Raw genomic sequence first — 17185 nt, forward strand, 5'->3', positions numbered from 1 at the left:
CGATGTCAGATTTTTTTAATTGGGAATATGTGGTCTCTTTTTTTCCAAAAATAGTCTCTGCGTTACCAATCACGCTATTGATTGTGCTGGTTGCTTCGTTTATCGGTATGCTTTTAGGTTTAGGCATTGCTTTTATTCGGATGGAAAAAATACCGATACTCTCACAAATCAGTCGTGTGTTTGTCTCGTTTATTCGAGGAACACCGATTTTAGTCCAATTATTTCTCGTTTTTTATGGTTTACCACTTCTTTTTCCAAGTTTTGGTGAATTACAAAATATCGAGTACGTGTACATTACTTATGGATTAAATACAGCGGCCTTTTTTTCTGAGATTTTCCGCTCGGCTATTTTAAGTGTACCCGCCTCACAAAAAGAAGCGGCGGCATCGATAGGGTTGAGCAAAACTCAAACATATTGGCGAATTATCTTGCCACAAGCAGTAAGAATTGCTTTACCGGCAACAGGAACGATGATTGTCAATTTATTACAAGATACCTCGCTTGCTTTTTCATTAGGCGTAATCGATGTGATTGGCAAGGTACGGGCGTTGGCTGCATTAACCTATCATTCATTAGAAGGGTATTTTATTGCCGCGTTAATTTTTATTTTTTTAAGTATTGTCTTTGAACAATTCTTTGCTTGGTTAGGGCGTCGCTATCAATTTCAGTCGAAAAAACAACGTCCTTTCCAATTTAAGTTCGTTAAACCAGTGAAAAAAACAGTCGAAGGGTATTCGATAAGGAGGAGTACATGATGGGAAAACATAAAAAATGGCTTGTATCACTAGGAATACTTAGCACGTTGGTGTTCAGTGGATGTGGGAGAGAAGCAGAATCAGCTACAGCTGGAAATAATGAAGATGCAGAAACAGTGATTGTTGGTACCGGAAATGTGTATCAGCCCTTTGTTTATTTAGATGAGAATAATGAGCTTCAAGGTTACGATGTTGAAGTATTAAAAGCGGTGGATGAGAAGTTACCGCAATACCATTTTCAGTTTGAATCGATGGAATTTAAAAATATTTTGACCTCCCTTTCAGCTGGAAAAGTTCGTTTGGCAGCACATCAATACGCCTATAACGAAGAACGTGGGGCGAAATATCTGTTTGGTGAAGTGGGTTACAACAACTATTCACATCATATTGTAAATGATGCCAGTCAAGGAGAAGCCTATCAAACTTTAGATGAATTAGCAGGTAAAAAAGTTTTCGTTGTACCAGGTACCGAGGTGGCAGCCATTTTGGAAGCGTACAATCAGGAGAATGAGGATCAAATCGAGTTGGTCTACACAGATGCCGCAGGTGAAATCTTGGTAAAAGGATTACAAAATGGCACGGCAGATGCGGCTGTCTTAACGCAATATGATACGAATAAGTACAATGAACAATTTAACGTTACTTTGCAAGCTTCGGATGAAACAATCACGAATGATAAAACATTTTTTGTTTATGAAAAAGGCGATGAAGAGTTGCAAAAAGCAGTGGATGGCGCGTTGCAAGAGTTGATTGACGAAGGGAAACTGGAAAAATTGTCCGAAGAGATATTAGGTGCTGATTATACGAAATAATCGAAAGGAGTAATAGATGAAAATAGATGGAGAAGCAATAGTAACGGCTTTGAAAGCTGCGATACCTTATATACCAGTTACATTACGATTAGCTGTGATTCCGCTGTTGATTGGAATGCTCCTTGGTTTGATGATTGCATTCCTTCGTTTTTATCGTGTACCAATTGTTGCCAAATTTTTAGCGGGTATGATTACGGTGGGCAAAGGCATTCCGATTATTTTGAGTTTGATGGTTGCGTACCTTGTTTTTTCTGATGTATTTGATCAATTGGCACAAGCGAAAGGCTGGGCGATTCAATTTAAAGATATTAATCGTGAATACATTGCGATGTCGGTCTTGAGTTTATACGCCAGTATTAGTTTATCTGAAATATTTCGTGGCGCATTGGTGAGTATTCCGAAAGACCAGTGGGATGCAGCGACATCAATTGGATTGACCCAATTTCAGACGATTTATCGTGTGGTTTTACCACAGCTATTGCCAATCACGCTACCTATGCTGTGCAATCAACTGATTGTGTTGATTAAAGCATCTGCATTAGTCTCAATGGTTTCGGTTGTTGATGTCTTGAACGGGGCATTGATTACTGCAACGACAAGTTATTCCTTTTTAGAGGCTTATATTGCAGCAGCGATGATTTATTGGGGACTATCAATTATCATTGAGCAATTGTCAGGTTTAATTGAACGATATTATGCCAGAAAATTTGTTAGGGGGAGTCTCGTATGATTCAAGTTCAAGGTATTCATAAACGCTTTGGTGAGAATGATATTCTCAAAGGCATTGACCTAACGATTAAGCAAGGAGAAGTCGTGGTCATTATTGGTCCAAGTGGTTCAGGCAAAACGACTTTTTTACGTTGTTTAAACTTTTTGGAACGGGCGGATTCAGGAGTATTGCAAATTGGTGAGACTGTCGCTGACTTTAAGCAGGCAACGAAAAAACAAGTATTGGCGATTCGTAAAAAAACGGCGATGGTTTTTCAGCAGTATGCCTTATTTTTTAATCGAACAGCATTGGAAAATGTGATTGAAGGTTTGGTGATTGCTCGTAAGGTGCCTAAGAAGGTCGCTACAGAAAAAGGCAAGGCGCTTTTGGCACAAGTTGGTTTAAAAGGGAAAGAACATCATTATCCGAATGAATTATCCGGTGGGCAACAACAGCGTGTAGGAATTGCTCGGGCATTGGCGTTGAATCCAGAAGTGATTTTGTTTGATGAGCCAACCTCAGCATTAGACCCAGAACTTGTGGGGGAAACATTGGATGTGATTAAGCAAGTGGCTGAAGCAGGGAGTACCTTGGTGATTGTCACTCATGAAATGCAATTTGCTTATGAAATTGCGGACCGAGTCATTTTTATGGAAGATGGCAAGATTGTGGAGCAAGGGACACCACAAGAAGTTTTTGATCATACAAAAGAAGCACGAACCAAAAATTTCTTAGCACGAACCGCAGTCTATCACTAGTGAAATGGAGGAGCATAAATGGGAATAAAATTAAGTTTGTTGGATCAGAGCATTGTTTATGAAGGAGAAACTGCCACTTCCACGTTGGCGAAGACAGTTGCACTAGCACAAACAGCTGAAACACTCGGTTACGATACCTTTTATGTAGCGGAACATCATTTGATTAAAGAACTAGCCGGGGCAGCGCCAGAAATTTTAATTAGTTATCTATTAGCGAGTACCAAACACATCAAAGTTGGTGCAGCGGGTGTGATGTTGCAACACTATGTGCCGTTTAAAGTCGCAGAGGCATTTAGTGTTTTGCAACATTTAGCGCCACACCGAGTCGTGTTAGGGGTAGGTAAAGCACAAGGGGGCAAGGATGAAGCGGTGCAATTATTGCAACGTGATTATGTTCAGAATGTACAAAGTTTTGATGAAAAATTTATTGAATTGCTTCATTTTATTCGCAACGATTTTGCAAGCAATCATCCGTACGCTGCACCTGAATATACACTAGAACCACAATTTACGGAGGATTTTGCAGTTGATTTATTAGGTGGTAGTCAAGAAAGTGCCAAGTTGGCAACGACCGAGCAGACAGGTTTGATTTATCCTTATTTTGTGAATGCGAAAGAAGATGTTCTGGCGCAAACCCGAGCAGCCTATCGTTCATCAGAAGCCTTCAAAATTGCGGTCATCGTTTATATTACCGATGATCCGCTGGAAGCGAACCGCTACTTGCATGAACAAGCCTCGTACACGGTTCTCTTAGCAAATGGCAAGCGATTGAACTTTAATGACCAGCAAACAGCGGAAGAATATGCCAATCAATATGAACAAGCACAAATAATCGAGCAACAAGTGGGGGCTTTTGTAGGGAATGCGCAAGAAGTCAAAGCTGCACTGCTTGACTTTGCTCATCGTTTCGATACGGAGCATTTTGTAATTCACACGCCAGGTGTTCCTTATGAGAAGAAAAATGACATGATTCATGCTTTGGCGCATGAGTTTAAAGGAGAGTAAGCAGATGACACAGATAAATGAAGCAAAAGTTATTTTATGGGCAAAGGATGGTTGCCATTACTGCCAAGAAATTAAAACATATTTTCAAGAAAATAAGGTCGCCTATCAAGTCATAGATGTGACGCAGCAAGACAATTTTCGTGATATTTTATTTGCAAAATACGGGGTGCGCTACGTACCTGTCGTTGAAATTGCACCAAGTGATAGCAATGTCTATCAAGGAATTACTGAACTTGGTTTGGAACATGTGATTGAAGGATTACATACAGTTGGGAGTGGTGTGCATGAGTAAAAAAACAATTCATTTTGGCGGTATGATTCATGGGGTGGGTAGTACAACAGATGGTTGGCGTCATCCAGACATTGATGCAACAGCGAGTACAAACCTTGATTTTTATAAAGCACGAGCACAGCTAGCCGAAAAAGGACTATTTGATTTTGTCTTTATTGCCGATGGATTGTACATATCCGAAAAATCAATCCCACATTTTTTAAATCGTTTTGAACCAATGACGTTACTTTCGACGCTAGCAGCTGTAACAGAAAACATCGGATTAGTTGGGACCTTTTCTTCGACTTATACAGATCCGTTTACGCTGGCAAGGCAATTAATGTCATTAGATCATTTAAGTAACGGGCGTGCAGGCTGGAATTTAGTGACGTCACCGCAAGCGGGTGTGGCAAAAAATTACAACAATCGTGCGTTGCCACCGCATCATGAACGTTATAAGATTGCGCAAGAACATTTGGATGTAGTGCGTGGCTTGTGGCAATCATGGGAAGCCGATGCGTTTATTCGTGATAAAGAGACGGGTACGTATTTTAATCCAGACAAATTCCATCAATTAAATTATGAAGGGGAATACTTTCAAGTCGCGGGTCCCTTAAATATTGGTCGTTCGAAACAAGGTGAACCATTAATTTTTCAAGCAGGTTCGTCAGAGGATGGTCGAGCATTTGCGGCAGCGAATGCTGAAGCTATTTTTACCCATGCTAGTTCATTGGAAAAAGCCAAAGAGTTTTATGATGACATCAAAAAACGTGCCAAGGAACAAGGAAAAAATCCCGATAACATCAAAGTTTATCCAGGTATCAGTCCATTAGTCGGTGACTCCTTGGAAGATGCGGAAGCGCAGTATCAAGCTTATGCAAAATTAACACCAATTGAACACGCGGTTCGTTATTTAGCACGTTATTTTGATGATTATGATTTTAGTCGTTATGACTTAGATGCGCCGTTTCCAGAATTAGGAGAGATTGGGAAGAATGCGTTTCGTAGTACGACAGATTACATCAAACAACGAGCAAAAGAAAAGAATCAAACCTTGCGCCAAGTAGCACTTGAACAAGCTGTGCCCCGTCCGCAGTTTATTGGCACTGCAGAAGATGTAGCCGATGAAATTCAACGTTGGTTTGAAGCGGAAGCAATCGATGGCTTCATTATCTCTGCGGATATTCCCCATTCATTTGAGCGTTTCGTAGATGAAGTTATCCCGATTTTGCAAGCACGTGGCATTTATCGTACCGAATATCCGGGAACGACTTTACGTGAACAAGTAGGTGTCCCAATTACAGAGTAAAAAAATGAACAACCTAGGCAACAGTTCGCCTTGGTTGTTCATTTTTGTCGTGAAGTTATAAAAAGCGTAAGTTTATTTTCACTAATTGATGGTCGCTAGCTTTAAAATCTTTATCTAACACATGAATCTCTTCTACAGTAAGGTTATCTGACACAATAAAACCGTCAATCACATGAACTTGTGATGTGTGATAGTCACCAGTATAAGGGGCATTCAAGACTCGAACCGTTGGATAGGTGTCGTCAAAAGCAAATGAAAAGTGTGCAGGCAATTCTTTTTCAGAAATCGTTCCAGGCGCCCAACCGTCTTGTTCATTGGTTGGGAAAATGTGACTGCCTTCAAATGCTTGATTGAAATCCCCACCAGCAATGACGTAGTTGCCTTTGGCGTATTCTTCTGCCAAAACGTCCGCTAATTTTTTACTTTGTGCAATTTTTCCTTTCCCATTATCGTAAGCTTCTAAATGCAAATTAAAAATCACGAGTTCTTTGTCGCTATTTGCAATTGGTAAGCGTGTTTCAAGCAAGGCGCGATTCAAGTTAGCTATGCGTACCGGCCATTTAAATGGATTGGGTAAATCCACACGTTGCGCATGGGTAACGGACAAGTTGGTGAGCGTGGTCAAACCACTTTCCACACGTCCAATCGGTGGTAGGGGAATCGGAACATAGGCAACTTTGAAATTATAGGCAAATAAACTGTTCATTTGTAATTGTTTCTGGAAATAAGCTTCTTGATTTATCTCGTATGAACGCTTCGCTCGACGGTCAACTTCTTGGAGTAAATAGACATCAGCATCTGCTTCTTTCATCGTATGAGTTATTTCTGCCATGTTTTGCTCAACGCGTTGTTTGGATTCGGGTTGGACATTTTTGCCACCATCCATGAAGAAATCCGTCGTTTCATCTAAGCCACCATAGCCGATATTATAGGTAGCCAGTGACAATGGTTTGGTTGCATCCACTTTTTGGGCACTTGGCGCAGCCGGAATGGACTCAATTGGTAGCGGTCGATATTCGTTGACTGTTAAATAGCTAACGAAGGATACGATAGCTAGCAGCACGAGGAGCAAAGGGATGGTTAAGATTTTGAGCAATTTTTTCATAGGACAACTCTTTTCATTAATTTTTCATTAAGAATATTGTACCGCGAATGAATCGCAAGTAGCGTGTGAAATGCTTAAGAAAAAGTGCAACTCTATAAGAATATGTTTTTTTCGTGACAAAACTAGTAGAAAATTCGGGAACCACCAATTTTTTTGCGAACTTATGTTAAAATAGGCGTAGTATTTATTTGGAGGTTATTATGAAAAAACGAGGATTTGAACGTGTCACAAGTTTTGAAAATAAGGAAATTCAATTGCCAGTACGCGCAACGCATCACGCAGCAGGCTACGATTTTGAAGCAGCAGCAGATGTCGTGATCCCAAGCATTTGGAAGCAATTTTTATCACGTGCTATTGGTAAAGAACAAACAATCGAAAAGAAAATTAAACCAGTTTTAGTACCGACTGGCATTAAAGCATATATGGGTGAAGACGAGTTTTTACAATTAGCCAATCGCTCTAGCAATCCCCTCAAACGTTTCTTAGTATTGAGTAACGGCGTGGGTGTGATTGACAGCGATTATTATAACAATGAGGACAATGAAGGACACATTATGTTCCAATTTACTAATTTTGGCCTACGTGATGTAACGATTAAAAAAGGCGAACGAATTGGACAAGGTATTTTCTTGCCGTTTTTAAAAGCCGATCAAGATGCAACAACGGGTGAACGGACTGGTGGATTCGGTTCATCAGATAATTAAAACAAAAGGAAGATGATCCATGGCAAAAAAAGCAAAAACTCAATTTGAATGTCAACACTGCGGATACATCTCTCCCAAATATATTGGTAAGTGTCCGCAATGTAACAGCTGGAATTCAATGGTTGAAGAAAAGATTCAAGATACTTCTGATCGTCGGACACGAACCACGCTGACCGGGCAAAAAATGCAGCCAACCAAGTTAATCGATGTTGTTCCGAAAAAAGAACCACGCGTGAAAACTGAATTAGAGGAACTCAATCGGGTATTAGGTGGTGGCGTTGTTCCTGGTTCCATGGTGTTGCTAGGTGGTGACCCTGGTATCGGGAAGTCAACTTTGCTGTTACAAGTCTCACAGCAGTTAGCCGCAACAGGTGGGAAAGTACTTTATGTCTCAGGAGAAGAAAGCGCTGAACAAATTAAAATGCGCGCAGAACGCTTAGCTGTGACAGATAATGAATTTTATTTGTATGCAGAAACTGACATGCACGATATTACGCGTGCAATTGAGTCTTTAGAACCAGATTATGTGATTATTGATTCGATTCAAACAATGACGCAACCTGATATTAGTAGCGTTGCCGGCAGTGTCAGTCAAGTACGCGAAACAACGGCAGAGCTGTTAAAAATTGCGAAGACCAATGGCATTGCGATTTTTATTGTTGGTCATGTGACCAAAGAAGGATCAATTGCAGGACCACGAATGTTGGAACACATGGTAGATACCGTGTTGTATTTTGAAGGAGAACAACATCAAAGTTTTCGTATTTTACGAGCAGTCAAAAATCGCTTTGGTTCAACGAATGAAATTGGTATTTTTGAAATGCGTGAAGGTGGACTGCAAGAAGTCGCCAATCCTTCCCAAGTCTTTTTAGAAGAACGCTTGGCTGGTGCGACTGGTTCAGCGATTGTGGTAGCTATGGAAGGTAGTCGTCCGATTCTGGTAGAGATTCAGGCATTAGTCACTCCGACCATGTTTGGGAATGCTAAACGTACCACAACAGGCCTAGATTTTAATCGTGTGTCCTTAATTATGGCAGTTTTAGAAAAACGCGCCGGGTTACTTTTACAAAACCAAGATGCTTATTTGAAAGCTGCAGGCGGCGTGAAGTTAAATGAACCAGCTATCGATTTAGCTATCGCCATCAGTATTGCTTCAAGTTACCGTGAAAAAGGGACCGATGCAACGGAATGTTTTATCGGCGAAATTGGACTAACTGGTGAAATTCGCCGGGTCAATTCGATTGAACAACGTGTCAAAGAAGTGCAGAAATTAGGCTTCAAAAAAGTTTATTTACCAAAAAATAATTTAGTGAATTGGGAGCCGCCAAAAGGGATTGAAGTTGTTGGTGTGGCTACCTTGAACGAAGCACTAAAACGAGTTTTTCGTTAAGAAATAAGAAATACCATAGATTAAACGTATTCAGTATGAGAAAATAAGCTCATACTGAATATAGAAGTGGAGGATGGATTATGCAAAAACGAGTCATTACGGTCTTGATGGTCATTGCGGGCGCAAGTTTAGGAGTTTCTTTATTACCACTTGCTTGGAATGCCATCGGTCAACAACAAAATGACTGGCTAAATAATACCGTAACCAATAGTATTATCGGTGCAATTATTTTCTTTTTATTTTCTTTATTGGTTGCGAAGTACATTTCAGCTGGGATTCAAAAAGTAGAGAAAAAATTAAGTGAGTTTAGTTTAACTTACTTATTATTTGGTGCAATTGGAACCATTATTGGTTTGATGATTGGGGTGATTGTTTCCATTCCTTTCTACAACTGGAATATTCCTTTTGTAAATAGTGTAGCGCCAATTTTGATTATGATTTTTCTCGGTTATTTAGGGTTACAAATAGGAACCACGCGTATCGAAGAATGGAAAAAAGTCTTCGGACCGAGAAATAAGAAAGCAGACACCAATGCAGAGCAACAATTACTTGAACGTAAAGCAGACGACACCTTCCGCAAATATAAAATCTTAGATACAAGCGTCATTATTGATGGACGAATCTACGATATTGCGCAAACTGGATTTTTAGAAGGAGTGCTTCTAATTCCGAATTTTGTCTTATATGAATTGCAATATATTGCTGATTCAGGGGATAGCTTGAAGCGCGTGCGTGGTCGCCGAGGATTAGATATTTTAAATGCCTTACAAAAAGAAGATGGAATCACGGTTGAAATGTATGACGGTGACTTTGAAGAAATTTCAGAAGTGGACAGTAAATTATTGAAACTGGCAAAATTATTGGATGGTGTGGTCGTGACAAATGATTACAACCTCAATAAAGTTGCCGAATTCCAAAATGTGCCTGTCCTAAATATTAACGCTTTAGCCAATGCTGTGAAACCAGTCGTTATTCCTGGTGAAGCAATGGAAGTTCTGTTAGTCAAAGCTGGAACAGAACGCCAACAAGGGGTTGCTTATCTGGATGATGGAACGATGGTCGTCGTAGAAGATGGTCAACATTATATGAACGAACGCATTAAAGTTATCGTAACCAGCGCATTACAAACTGCTGCCGGACGCATGATTTTCGCCAAACCCGCGCATTCTGGACGTGGAATTGATAATACAGAGAAGTAAAATAAAAAAGCAACTGCCTAATTTATTGAAGGGTAGTTGCTTTTTTTGTTCAGTAGGAGTCAAGTCATACAGTTAACATAGCCTTGTGAACGTTTTCGTTATATAATAAAAATATATATTTCTGTACCCATGGAGGGGAAAAATGAAAAGTATCAGTCCGTTGAACCGTAAAATTTGGTTTGTCTATTTGATTTTGTTTTTACTTGTTGCATGCACACATCTCACACCTGAATTAGCGGTTCGTACAAAACTATTTACGTCAGGTCATTTTAAAGAAGCTGTGCAGTCTAACATTGTGTCCAGTGGAGCAGATGAACAAAATCACGTTCAGTTGTACAAAGTATCGCCAGCACCTTTATTTCAAGATACACAAGTAGCACTAGAGACATACAATGTTCGCCAGTTCCTTTTGTTTTATTACGCCTCCTATCACGGGGAAGTTTAAGCTGTAACGCTATTTTTTTCATAAAAATCAGATTCCGCTTATCATTGACTTTACTAATTGGCGTATTAAATGTACAATTCTAGCTATACAGCAATTACTAAATGGATCAATTTGTATCCTTAAAATTGCATTCAAAAGAAGAGGAAGATGACAATGACAAAAGTACGTGTACGTTACGCACCAAGTCCAACTGGGCATTTACACATCGGGAATGCACGAACAGCATTATTTAACTATTTATACGCGCGTCACCATGACGGCGAATTTATTATTCGTATTGAAGATACCGATCAAAAACGAAACATTGAAGATGGCGAAAAAAGCCAATTAGAAAACTTAAAATGGTTAGGCATGGACTGGGATGAGTCGCCAGCAAATCCAGGGAACTATGGTCCTTACCGTCAATCAGAGCGTAAAGAAATTTACCAACCATTAATCGATCAATTATTAGCAAGCAACCGTGCGTATAAATGCTATTGTACAGAAGAAGAATTAGAAGCAGAACGTGAAGCACAACGCGAGCGTGGTGAAATTCCTCGTTACAGTGGTAAATGTGCGCATTTAACAGCGTCAGAACAACAAGCCAAAGAAGCAGAAGGTGTTACACCAGTGATTCGCTTCCGCGTACCACGTAATGTAGAGTACAAATTTGACGATATGGTCAAAGGTGAAATTACCTTTGAATCAGATAATGTCGGTGGCGATTTTGTCATTCAAAAACGTGATGGCATGCCAACTTATAACTTTGCCGTAGCGGTTGATGACCATGAAATGAAAATCACACATGTATTACGTGGAGATGACCATATTGCTAATACACCAAAACAAATGATGATTTATGAAGCGTTTGGTTGGGATGTGCCAAAATTTGGTCACATGACGTTAATTATTAACTCAGAAACAGGCAAAAAATTAAGTAAACGCGATGAATCAATTCTACAATTTATCGAACAATACCGTGAACTTGGTTACTTACCAGAAGCAATGTTCAACTTTATCGCTTTATTGGGTTGGTCACCAGTTGGCGAAGACGAATTGTTCTCTCCAGAAGAAATCATCAATATGTTTGATGCGAATCGTTTAAGCAAGTCACCCGCAGCTTTTGACGGTAAAAAATTAGAGTGGATTAACAACCACTACATGAAACAATTAGACTTAGACGTCTTAACAGATATGTGTTTACCATATTTAATCGCTGATGGTCGTATGGAAGAAACGCCAACACCTGAACGCTTAGAATGGTTGAAAAAAGTGGTAAGTTTATACCAACCACAAATGAGCTATGCTGCTGAAATCGTGGAAGTATCGAACTTGTTCTTCACAGAACACCCAGTGCTTGATGATGCCGCCAAAGAAGTCTTAGCAGGAGAAACAGTACCGACTGTCCTAGCAGCCTTCAAAGCGCAATTAGAAGCAATGGATGTAGTTGATGCACCAACAGTGAAAGCAGCCATTAAAACAGTTCAAAAAGAAACAGGCATTAAAGGGAAAAACCTATTCATGCCAATTCGTGTTGCCGTTTCAGGACAAACACATGGACCAGAATTACCAGATACCGTTGAATTACTAGGCAAAGAAAAAGCCTTAGCACATTTAAATCAAGTTTTATAATAAACACAACGAACAGACGAAGTACAAACCTCCTTTTTTAAAGAGAGATTGCGGGTGGTGCAAGCAATCAAAAAGGACTTGGAAATGCATCTGGGAGTGGCTTTGACGAAAATCAAAGACGAACATTGCCCGTTACGCAAAAAAGGCAGAGCCAACACTCTGCAAAGAAAAGTGGAACCACGCCAACCAGCGTCTTTTGAATAGGGCAACCTATTCGAAAGACGCTTTTTGCTGTGAATCACTACGATTCAGCGACCGAAGGAAGCTGAGAGAGTACTAGGCGACCAGAGGGAGCGTAGTGTCCTTCGTCCCGAATCACGATGATTCGCCGACCCGAGAGGGAAGAGTTTCCCTAATAGCACAACACTACGAACCACCAAACATAGAACTAGAGATTCAATGAGATAACTTACCAACAGCAAGAGAAAAATTAGGAGTAAAAAATCTAAAAGAAGAAGGTGAAGAGCATGAGTTGGTTGAAGCGAGCCATTGAAGCGACGAAAAAAAATGATCCTGCAGCAAAATCAACAGCTGAAATTTTGTTGACCTATCCAGGGTTACACGCATTGTTTTGGCATCGTGTATCGCATTTTTTGTATCAGCATAAATGGTATTTGTTGGCAAAGATAAATGCCCAGTTTTGGCGTTTTTTAACAGGGATTGAAATTCATCCAGGCGCCAAAATTGGTCAAGGCGTGTTTATCGATCACGGCATGGGATTAGTGATTGGTGAAACAGCAGAAGTTGAAGATGATGTGATTTTATTACATGGTGTGACGCTCGGTGGTACCGGCAAACACAAAACCAAACGCCATCCAACTGTCAAAAAAGGAGCGCTGATTTCAGCTCATGTTCAAATTTTAGGACCAGTAACCATTGGTGAACGAGCAAAAGTCGGTGCAGGAGCAGTTGTTTTACATGATATCCCAGCAGATGCAACAGCAGTGGGCGTACCAGCAAAAGTGGTACGTTTGAAAGGAGAAAAGATTAACGATGATCAAAATTTATAATACGTTAACCAGACAAAAAGAAGAATTTCATCCCATAGAAGAAGGGAAAGTTCGTATGTACGTCTGCGGACCAACTGTCTATAATTATATTCATATTGGAAATGGTCGTAGCACAGTTGCCTTTGATACGGTTCGCCGTTATCTTGAATTCCGTGGATATGAGGTCAATTATGTGTCGAATTTTACCGATGTGGATGATAAAATCATTCGGGCAGCAAAAGAATTAGAATTAACTGCACCAGAAGTAGCGGATCGTTTTATTCAAGCTTTCAAGGAAGATACGCAAGCGTTAAATGTGAAACCAGCTTGCACGCATCCTCGTGTGATGGACCATATTGATGATATTATTGCGTTCATTCAAGTTTTAATCGATAAAGAGTACGCCTATATATCAGAAGGCGATGTTTATTATCGTACGCGTAAATTTTCAACATATGGTCAATTAAGTGACCAATCGATTGATGAATTAGAAGTTGGCGCGAGTCAACGAACTGGTGTAGAACAACAGATGAAAGAAGATCCATTAGATTTTGCGTTATGGAAATCAGCGAAAGCCGATGAAATTTCTTGGGAAGCACCATGGGGAAGTGGTCGTCCCGGCTGGCATATCGAATGCTCGGTCATGGCAACAAAATTACTAGGTGAAACGATTGATATTCATGGAGGTGGACAAGATTTAGAATTTCCGCATCATGAAAATGAGATTGCCCAAAGTGAAGCGAAAACTGGCAAAACGTTTGCGAATTATTGGATGCACAACGGGTTTGTAACGATTGGTGAAGCGGATGACAAAATGAGTAAATCACTAGGTAATTTTGTGACAGTTCACGAAATGGTTCAACAAATTGACCCACAAGTTCTACGCTTCTTTATGGCAACAACGCATTATCGCCGTCCAATTCGTTATAGCGAAAAAACATTAACAGAAGCAGGTACCAACTTGCAGCGTTTACGCAATGCGTATGAAAATGCTGGCTTCCGATTAGCGGATGCCGTTCATTCGTTGCCAAGTGATGCAGAAGAATTGGCGAAAATTCAACACTTAGTCGAACGTTTTACAGAAGAAATGGATGATGATTTCAATACAGCTAATGGCATTACGGTCGTTTATGAGTTTGCTAAATGGTTGAATCTTTACAGCGAACAAAAAGAAGTGTCTGTCGTAGTCTTGGAGAAAGCCCGTAGCACATTTAATCAATTGTTAGAAGTCTTTGGGATTGCATTTAAAGAAGAATTGTTAGATGCTGAGATTGACGAATTAATTGCAGAGCGTAACCAAGCACGAAAAGACAAAAATTTTGCACGCAGTGATGAAATTCGTGATTTATTAAAAGCGGAAGGTATCGTTTTAGAAGATACACCGCAAGGAACGAGATGGAGAAAAGAAGCATGAGAGATTACAAGCAATTGAATGGTTTAGCATTGGCGTATGTTGGTGATGCGATTTATGAAGTATATGTCCGTGACTATTTAGTCGCGCAAGGGCAAACACGTCCGAATCAATTGCATCGCATGGCAACTCATTATGTGTCAGCGAAAGCACAGGCGATGCTCATTCAAGCGATGCTAGATGAGGCTATTTTGACCGAAGAAGAGCAAGATTTTTACCGTCGCGGACGAAATAGCAAAAGCCATACGAGTGCCAAAAATGCTGATATTACAACGTATCGCATGTCAACAGGATTTGAAGCTTTAATGGGTTATTTACATTTGACTGAACAAAAAGAACGTTTGGAAGAACTGTTCGAATGGTGCATTCAAAAAGTTGCAGAGGTTTCAAAATAAGCTGAAACAAAGAAATAATGCCGCCTCAGTCAGACTGAGGTGGACTTTTTATAGGAAAAGCAAGGTGAAAAAGAATGGCAAAACGCTATAGAAATGACAAAGAAAAACGAAACGAACGCCCCAGAACTCGTAAAGAGTCAAAAAATGGAGCAAAGCGTATCCAACAAGAAGACAAACCAACTGTGCATACGGACGAAGAAGTAGCTGAAAATTTTGTCTTTGGACATCACGCAGTCATGGAAGCTTTGAAGCAAGGACGTGGTAATAAGTTATTTGCTTCTGAAGATGCAAGAGGCGAAAAAATCGACGAATTAAAAGAACTTGCACGTGAACAAGCAGTGCCAGTAAAATGGGTGCCAAAACAAAAATTAGATCAGATGAGTAATCAAGGCGTACACCAAGGCTTAATTTTAGCAATTACACCGTATGAATATTTATCGCTACCTGAATTAATGGATCAAAGTAAAGAAAATCCATTCTATTTAATTTTGGATAACTTAGAGGATCCACATAACTTTGGTTCGATTTTACGAACAGCTGATGCAAGTGGGGTAGATGGTATTATCATTCCGAAACATCGTGCCGTGGGGATTACACCAGTTGTAGTCAAAACTTCGACCGGTGCAGTGGAACACGTGCCAGTTGCCAGAGTGACAAATCTCCATCAAGCAATTACTGAATTAAAGTCAAAAGGCTTTTGGATTTTCGGTACTGATATGAATGGTACTTCTTATACAAAATGGAATGCAGAAGGCGCCATTGCCCTAATCATTGGAAATGAAGGCCGTGGCATGAGTGAAGGTCTTAAAAAAGATGTCGACGAAATGCTGACGATTCCAATGACCGGACATGTGCAAAGCTTAAATGCTTCAGTTGCAGCAGGTTTGTTGATGTATGAAGCCTTCCGTCAACGAGGCAATCTATGAAAAAACAATTATTAATTGTTGATGGCTATAATATGATTGGCGCTTGGCCTGAATTAGTCGTATTAAAAAATCAAGAACGGATGGAAGATGCACGTGAAACCTTACTGCAACGTTTATCCAATTATGCAAAGTACGAAGGGATTCGTATCATTGTGGTTTTTGATGCACAATTAGTACCTGGTATTACTCAGAATTACAAAAAATATCAATTAGAAGTCGTGTTTACTGAAGAAGGTGAAACGGCGGATACGTATATTGAACGAGTTGCAGGTGAACTGAATGATCGTTTAACTCAAGTAACTGTAGCTACCAGTGATTTAGCTGAACAATGGGTTATTTTTTCACAAGGTGCTCTTCGAACATCGGCCAGAGAGTTGTATAAAACCTTACAGAAAACCGAAAAAACCATTCATCAGCACCAACAAGATATTCAATTTACCCATTATCGTCGTAACTCACCATGGAATGCCACTCAACTCAGTGCATTAGAGCAAAAATTGCGTGAATTAAGTCAGAAAAAGAATTAAAAATAATCCAATGAACCGATTTGATTATCGACTCATTGGATTATTTTTTTGTGTTGTTCATCTCTAAGCAAAACTTGAGACAATCAATGAGAGAATTCTTTTCAAAAAAATGATACGCTTTTTTTATCATAGTGATGGAAGGGGTTTTAGGTCATGCAAGAATTGTTACGAGCAGCAAAACAGGGAAATGAAGATGCTTTGGAACAGTTATTTTATCGATATCGTCCGCTGGTTTATAGTATTCGCAATAAATATTTTTTACGTGATTTTGATGAACAGGACTGGTTACAAGAAGGATTTATTACTTTTCATACTTGCCTTCAATCGTTTGAAGAAGGATTTGGCATTACATTAGGTGCTTTTTTTAAGCGTTCATTTGAAAATCGCATTCGTAGTTTTGTGCGCAAAGAATGTGCCTATAAACGGAAAAGCAATCATGGTACAGTTTCGTTAGAACAAAAAGCACCTGATGGCAGTGAATATTATCATGAACCACTTAGTGAGGAGACCCCTTTAGATCATCTGTTGATTAATGAAAATATCGAAGAATGCTATCAGTTATTATCTGATTTAGAAAAAGAAGCTCTTGTTTGGTATGTACTTGGAAGAAAAAAACCGGTGCATTGTTCAGAGCAAAAAATGCAAAGTGCCTATGCTCGTTCTCGTAGAAAAATCACCCAACAAATACAAAAAAAGTAAAATAACCGAATGTACTTGTTATTTAATAACGAAATATACAGAGAAATCTAGAAAAAACAGGATAAATTTCCTGTTTTTGCATACGTATTTTGTCAGTATTCGAATATTGAATTTCAATTAATTTTATGGTATAGTTGAAGTTTTCAGAAAATTGTGGTATAATAT

General features: G+C 39.6%; 19 protein-coding genes and 1 other annotated feature. Of the genes, 18 read left to right on the top strand and 1 reads right to left on the bottom strand.

The window, feature by feature from the left end:
• The first annotated feature begins 2 nt into the window (after positions 1 to 2).
• From BAU17_RS05995 to BAU17_RS06025, 7 genes are read left to right on the top strand one after another with little or no spacing between them, the layout of a single operon-like run.
• Entirely contained in the window at positions 3 to 755 is a 753-nt protein-coding gene (locus tag BAU17_RS05995) for an amino acid ABC transporter permease (protein ID WP_161901921.1), read from the top strand.
• Positions 752 to 1567, top strand: a complete 816-nt coding sequence (locus BAU17_RS06000; protein ID WP_420022103.1) for a transporter substrate-binding domain-containing protein — start codon at positions 752 to 754, stop codon at positions 1565 to 1567. Before BAU17_RS05995 ends, BAU17_RS06000 begins: the two co-directional genes overlap by 4 nt.
• Before the next feature lie 16 nt (positions 1568 to 1583).
• Positions 1584 to 2297, top strand: coding sequence for an ABC transporter permease subunit (locus BAU17_RS06005; RefSeq protein ID WP_161901923.1), 714 nt, complete (start codon positions 1584 to 1586; stop codon positions 2295 to 2297).
• Positions 2294 to 3034 (top strand): amino acid ABC transporter ATP-binding protein, encoded by a 741-nt coding sequence (locus BAU17_RS06010; RefSeq protein WP_161901924.1) that lies wholly within the window; start codon positions 2294 to 2296, stop codon positions 3032 to 3034. Before BAU17_RS06005 ends, BAU17_RS06010 begins: the two co-directional genes overlap by 4 nt.
• Positions 3035 to 3052: 18 nt before the next feature.
• Complete coding sequence (locus BAU17_RS06015; RefSeq protein WP_161901925.1) at positions 3053 to 4039, top strand: MsnO8 family LLM class oxidoreductase; 987 nt, start codon at positions 3053 to 3055, stop codon at positions 4037 to 4039.
• 4 nt (positions 4040 to 4043) lie between these two features.
• Positions 4044 to 4331 carry a glutaredoxin family protein gene (locus tag BAU17_RS06020; protein WP_161901926.1) on the top strand — a complete coding sequence of 96 codons (288 nt, stop codon included), beginning with the start codon at positions 4044 to 4046 and terminating at the stop codon, positions 4329 to 4331.
• Positions 4324 to 5619: an LLM class flavin-dependent oxidoreductase gene (locus BAU17_RS06025; protein WP_161901927.1), complete on the top strand. Its 1296-nt coding sequence runs from the start codon at positions 4324 to 4326 to the stop codon at positions 5617 to 5619. The genes BAU17_RS06020 and BAU17_RS06025 overlap by 8 nt, the downstream gene beginning before the upstream one ends.
• 55 nt (positions 5620 to 5674) lie before the next feature.
• Here the strand turns inward: BAU17_RS06025 and BAU17_RS06030 are convergent, their stop codons facing one another.
• Positions 5675 to 6724, bottom strand: coding sequence for an endonuclease/exonuclease/phosphatase family protein (locus tag BAU17_RS06030; protein ID WP_161901928.1), 1050 nt, complete (start codon positions 6722 to 6724; stop codon positions 5675 to 5677).
• Between the two features lie 200 nt (positions 6725 to 6924).
• On the opposite strand from BAU17_RS06030, the gene BAU17_RS06035 reads away from it, so the two are divergent.
• The 11 genes from BAU17_RS06035 to BAU17_RS06085 all read left to right on the top strand — a co-directional run bounded on the left by BAU17_RS06035 (position 6925) and on the right by BAU17_RS06085 (position 17020).
• The gene (locus BAU17_RS06035) at positions 6925 to 7428 is read left to right on the top strand and encodes a dCTP deaminase/dUTPase family protein (RefSeq protein WP_161901929.1); all 504 of its coding nucleotides are present in this window, start codon (positions 6925 to 6927) and stop codon (positions 7426 to 7428) included.
• A gap of 19 nt (positions 7429 to 7447) precedes the next feature.
• On the top strand, positions 7448 to 8818 hold the full coding sequence (radA, locus tag BAU17_RS06040) for a DNA repair protein RadA (protein ID WP_161901930.1): 1371 nt from the start codon (positions 7448 to 7450) through the stop codon (positions 8816 to 8818).
• An 80-nt stretch (positions 8819 to 8898) separates the two neighbouring features.
• A complete protein-coding gene (locus tag BAU17_RS06045) occupies positions 8899 to 10017 on the top strand; it encodes a PIN/TRAM domain-containing protein (RefSeq protein WP_161901931.1) in 1119 nt (372 codons plus the stop codon).
• A 142-nt stretch (positions 10018 to 10159) separates the two neighbouring features.
• On the top strand, positions 10160 to 10462 hold the full coding sequence (locus BAU17_RS06050; RefSeq protein ID WP_161901932.1) for a hypothetical protein: 303 nt from the start codon (positions 10160 to 10162) through the stop codon (positions 10460 to 10462).
• A gap of 153 nt (positions 10463 to 10615) precedes the next feature.
• Positions 10616 to 12073, top strand: coding sequence for a glutamate--tRNA ligase (gltX, locus tag BAU17_RS06055; protein ID WP_237579087.1), 1458 nt, complete (start codon positions 10616 to 10618; stop codon positions 12071 to 12073).
• Positions 12073 to 12273 (top strand) — a binding site (T-box leader). (Overlaps the previous gene by 1 nt.)
• Positions 12274 to 12540: 267 nt before the next feature.
• Positions 12541 to 13083 (top strand): serine O-acetyltransferase EpsC, encoded by a 543-nt coding sequence (gene epsC / locus BAU17_RS06060; protein ID WP_161901934.1) that lies wholly within the window; start codon positions 12541 to 12543, stop codon positions 13081 to 13083.
• Positions 13067 to 14476 carry a cysteine--tRNA ligase gene (gene cysS, locus BAU17_RS06065; protein ID WP_161901935.1) on the top strand — a complete coding sequence of 470 codons (1410 nt, stop codon included), beginning with the start codon at positions 13067 to 13069 and terminating at the stop codon, positions 14474 to 14476. The genes epsC and cysS overlap by 17 nt, the downstream gene beginning before the upstream one ends.
• Positions 14473 to 14868, top strand: a complete 396-nt coding sequence (locus BAU17_RS06070; RefSeq protein ID WP_161901936.1) for a Mini-ribonuclease 3 — start codon at positions 14473 to 14475, stop codon at positions 14866 to 14868. The genes cysS and BAU17_RS06070 overlap by 4 nt, the downstream gene beginning before the upstream one ends.
• Positions 14869 to 14942: 74 nt before the next feature.
• Positions 14943 to 15794 (top strand): 23S rRNA (guanosine(2251)-2'-O)-methyltransferase RlmB, encoded by an 852-nt coding sequence (gene rlmB / locus BAU17_RS06075; RefSeq protein ID WP_161901937.1) that lies wholly within the window; start codon positions 14943 to 14945, stop codon positions 15792 to 15794.
• Complete coding sequence (locus tag BAU17_RS06080) at positions 15791 to 16321, top strand: NYN domain-containing protein (protein ID WP_161901938.1); 531 nt, start codon at positions 15791 to 15793, stop codon at positions 16319 to 16321. Before rlmB ends, BAU17_RS06080 begins: the two co-directional genes overlap by 4 nt.
• Positions 16322 to 16474: 153 nt before the next feature.
• Positions 16475 to 17020, top strand: coding sequence for a sigma-70 family RNA polymerase sigma factor (locus tag BAU17_RS06085; protein ID WP_161901939.1), 546 nt, complete (start codon positions 16475 to 16477; stop codon positions 17018 to 17020).
• Positions 17021 to 17185: the final 165 nt, after the last annotated feature.

The organism is Candidatus Enterococcus willemsii (assembly GCF_009933335.1).
GTDB lineage: Bacteria > Bacillota > Bacilli > Lactobacillales > Enterococcaceae > Enterococcus_F > Enterococcus_F willemsii.

What these genes read in the sequence shown, in the direction of transcription:
- BAU17_RS05995 (WP_161901921.1), top strand. Translation starts at nt 3, where the DNA reads ATGTCAGATTTTTTTAATTGGGAATATGTGGTCTCTTTTTTTCCAAAA.
- BAU17_RS06000 (WP_420022103.1), top strand. Translation starts at nt 752, where the DNA reads ATGATGGGAAAACATAAAAAATGGCTTGTATCACTAGGAATACTTAGC.
- BAU17_RS06005 (WP_161901923.1), top strand. Translation starts at nt 1,584, where the DNA reads ATGAAAATAGATGGAGAAGCAATAGTAACGGCTTTGAAAGCTGCGATA.
- BAU17_RS06010 (WP_161901924.1), top strand. Translation starts at nt 2,294, where the DNA reads ATGATTCAAGTTCAAGGTATTCATAAACGCTTTGGTGAGAATGATATT.
- BAU17_RS06015 (WP_161901925.1), top strand. Translation starts at nt 3,053, where the DNA reads ATGGGAATAAAATTAAGTTTGTTGGATCAGAGCATTGTTTATGAAGGA.
- BAU17_RS06020 (WP_161901926.1), top strand. Translation starts at nt 4,044, where the DNA reads ATGACACAGATAAATGAAGCAAAAGTTATTTTATGGGCAAAGGATGGT.
- BAU17_RS06025 (WP_161901927.1), top strand. Translation starts at nt 4,324, where the DNA reads ATGAGTAAAAAAACAATTCATTTTGGCGGTATGATTCATGGGGTGGGT.
- BAU17_RS06030 (WP_161901928.1), bottom strand. Translation starts at nt 6,724, where the DNA reads ATGAAAAAATTGCTCAAAATCTTAACCATCCCTTTGCTCCTCGTGCTG.
- BAU17_RS06035 (WP_161901929.1), top strand. Translation starts at nt 6,925, where the DNA reads ATGAAAAAACGAGGATTTGAACGTGTCACAAGTTTTGAAAATAAGGAA.
- radA (WP_161901930.1), top strand. Translation starts at nt 7,448, where the DNA reads ATGGCAAAAAAAGCAAAAACTCAATTTGAATGTCAACACTGCGGATAC.
- BAU17_RS06045 (WP_161901931.1), top strand. Translation starts at nt 8,899, where the DNA reads ATGCAAAAACGAGTCATTACGGTCTTGATGGTCATTGCGGGCGCAAGT.
- BAU17_RS06050 (WP_161901932.1), top strand. Translation starts at nt 10,160, where the DNA reads ATGAAAAGTATCAGTCCGTTGAACCGTAAAATTTGGTTTGTCTATTTG.
- gltX (WP_237579087.1), top strand. Translation starts at nt 10,616, where the DNA reads ATGACAAAAGTACGTGTACGTTACGCACCAAGTCCAACTGGGCATTTA.
- epsC (WP_161901934.1), top strand. Translation starts at nt 12,541, where the DNA reads ATGAGTTGGTTGAAGCGAGCCATTGAAGCGACGAAAAAAAATGATCCT.
- cysS (WP_161901935.1), top strand. Translation starts at nt 13,067, where the DNA reads ATGATCAAAATTTATAATACGTTAACCAGACAAAAAGAAGAATTTCAT.
- BAU17_RS06070 (WP_161901936.1), top strand. Translation starts at nt 14,473, where the DNA reads ATGAGAGATTACAAGCAATTGAATGGTTTAGCATTGGCGTATGTTGGT.
- rlmB (WP_161901937.1), top strand. Translation starts at nt 14,943, where the DNA reads ATGGCAAAACGCTATAGAAATGACAAAGAAAAACGAAACGAACGCCCC.
- BAU17_RS06080 (WP_161901938.1), top strand. Translation starts at nt 15,791, where the DNA reads ATGAAAAAACAATTATTAATTGTTGATGGCTATAATATGATTGGCGCT.
- BAU17_RS06085 (WP_161901939.1), top strand. Translation starts at nt 16,475, where the DNA reads ATGCAAGAATTGTTACGAGCAGCAAAACAGGGAAATGAAGATGCTTTG.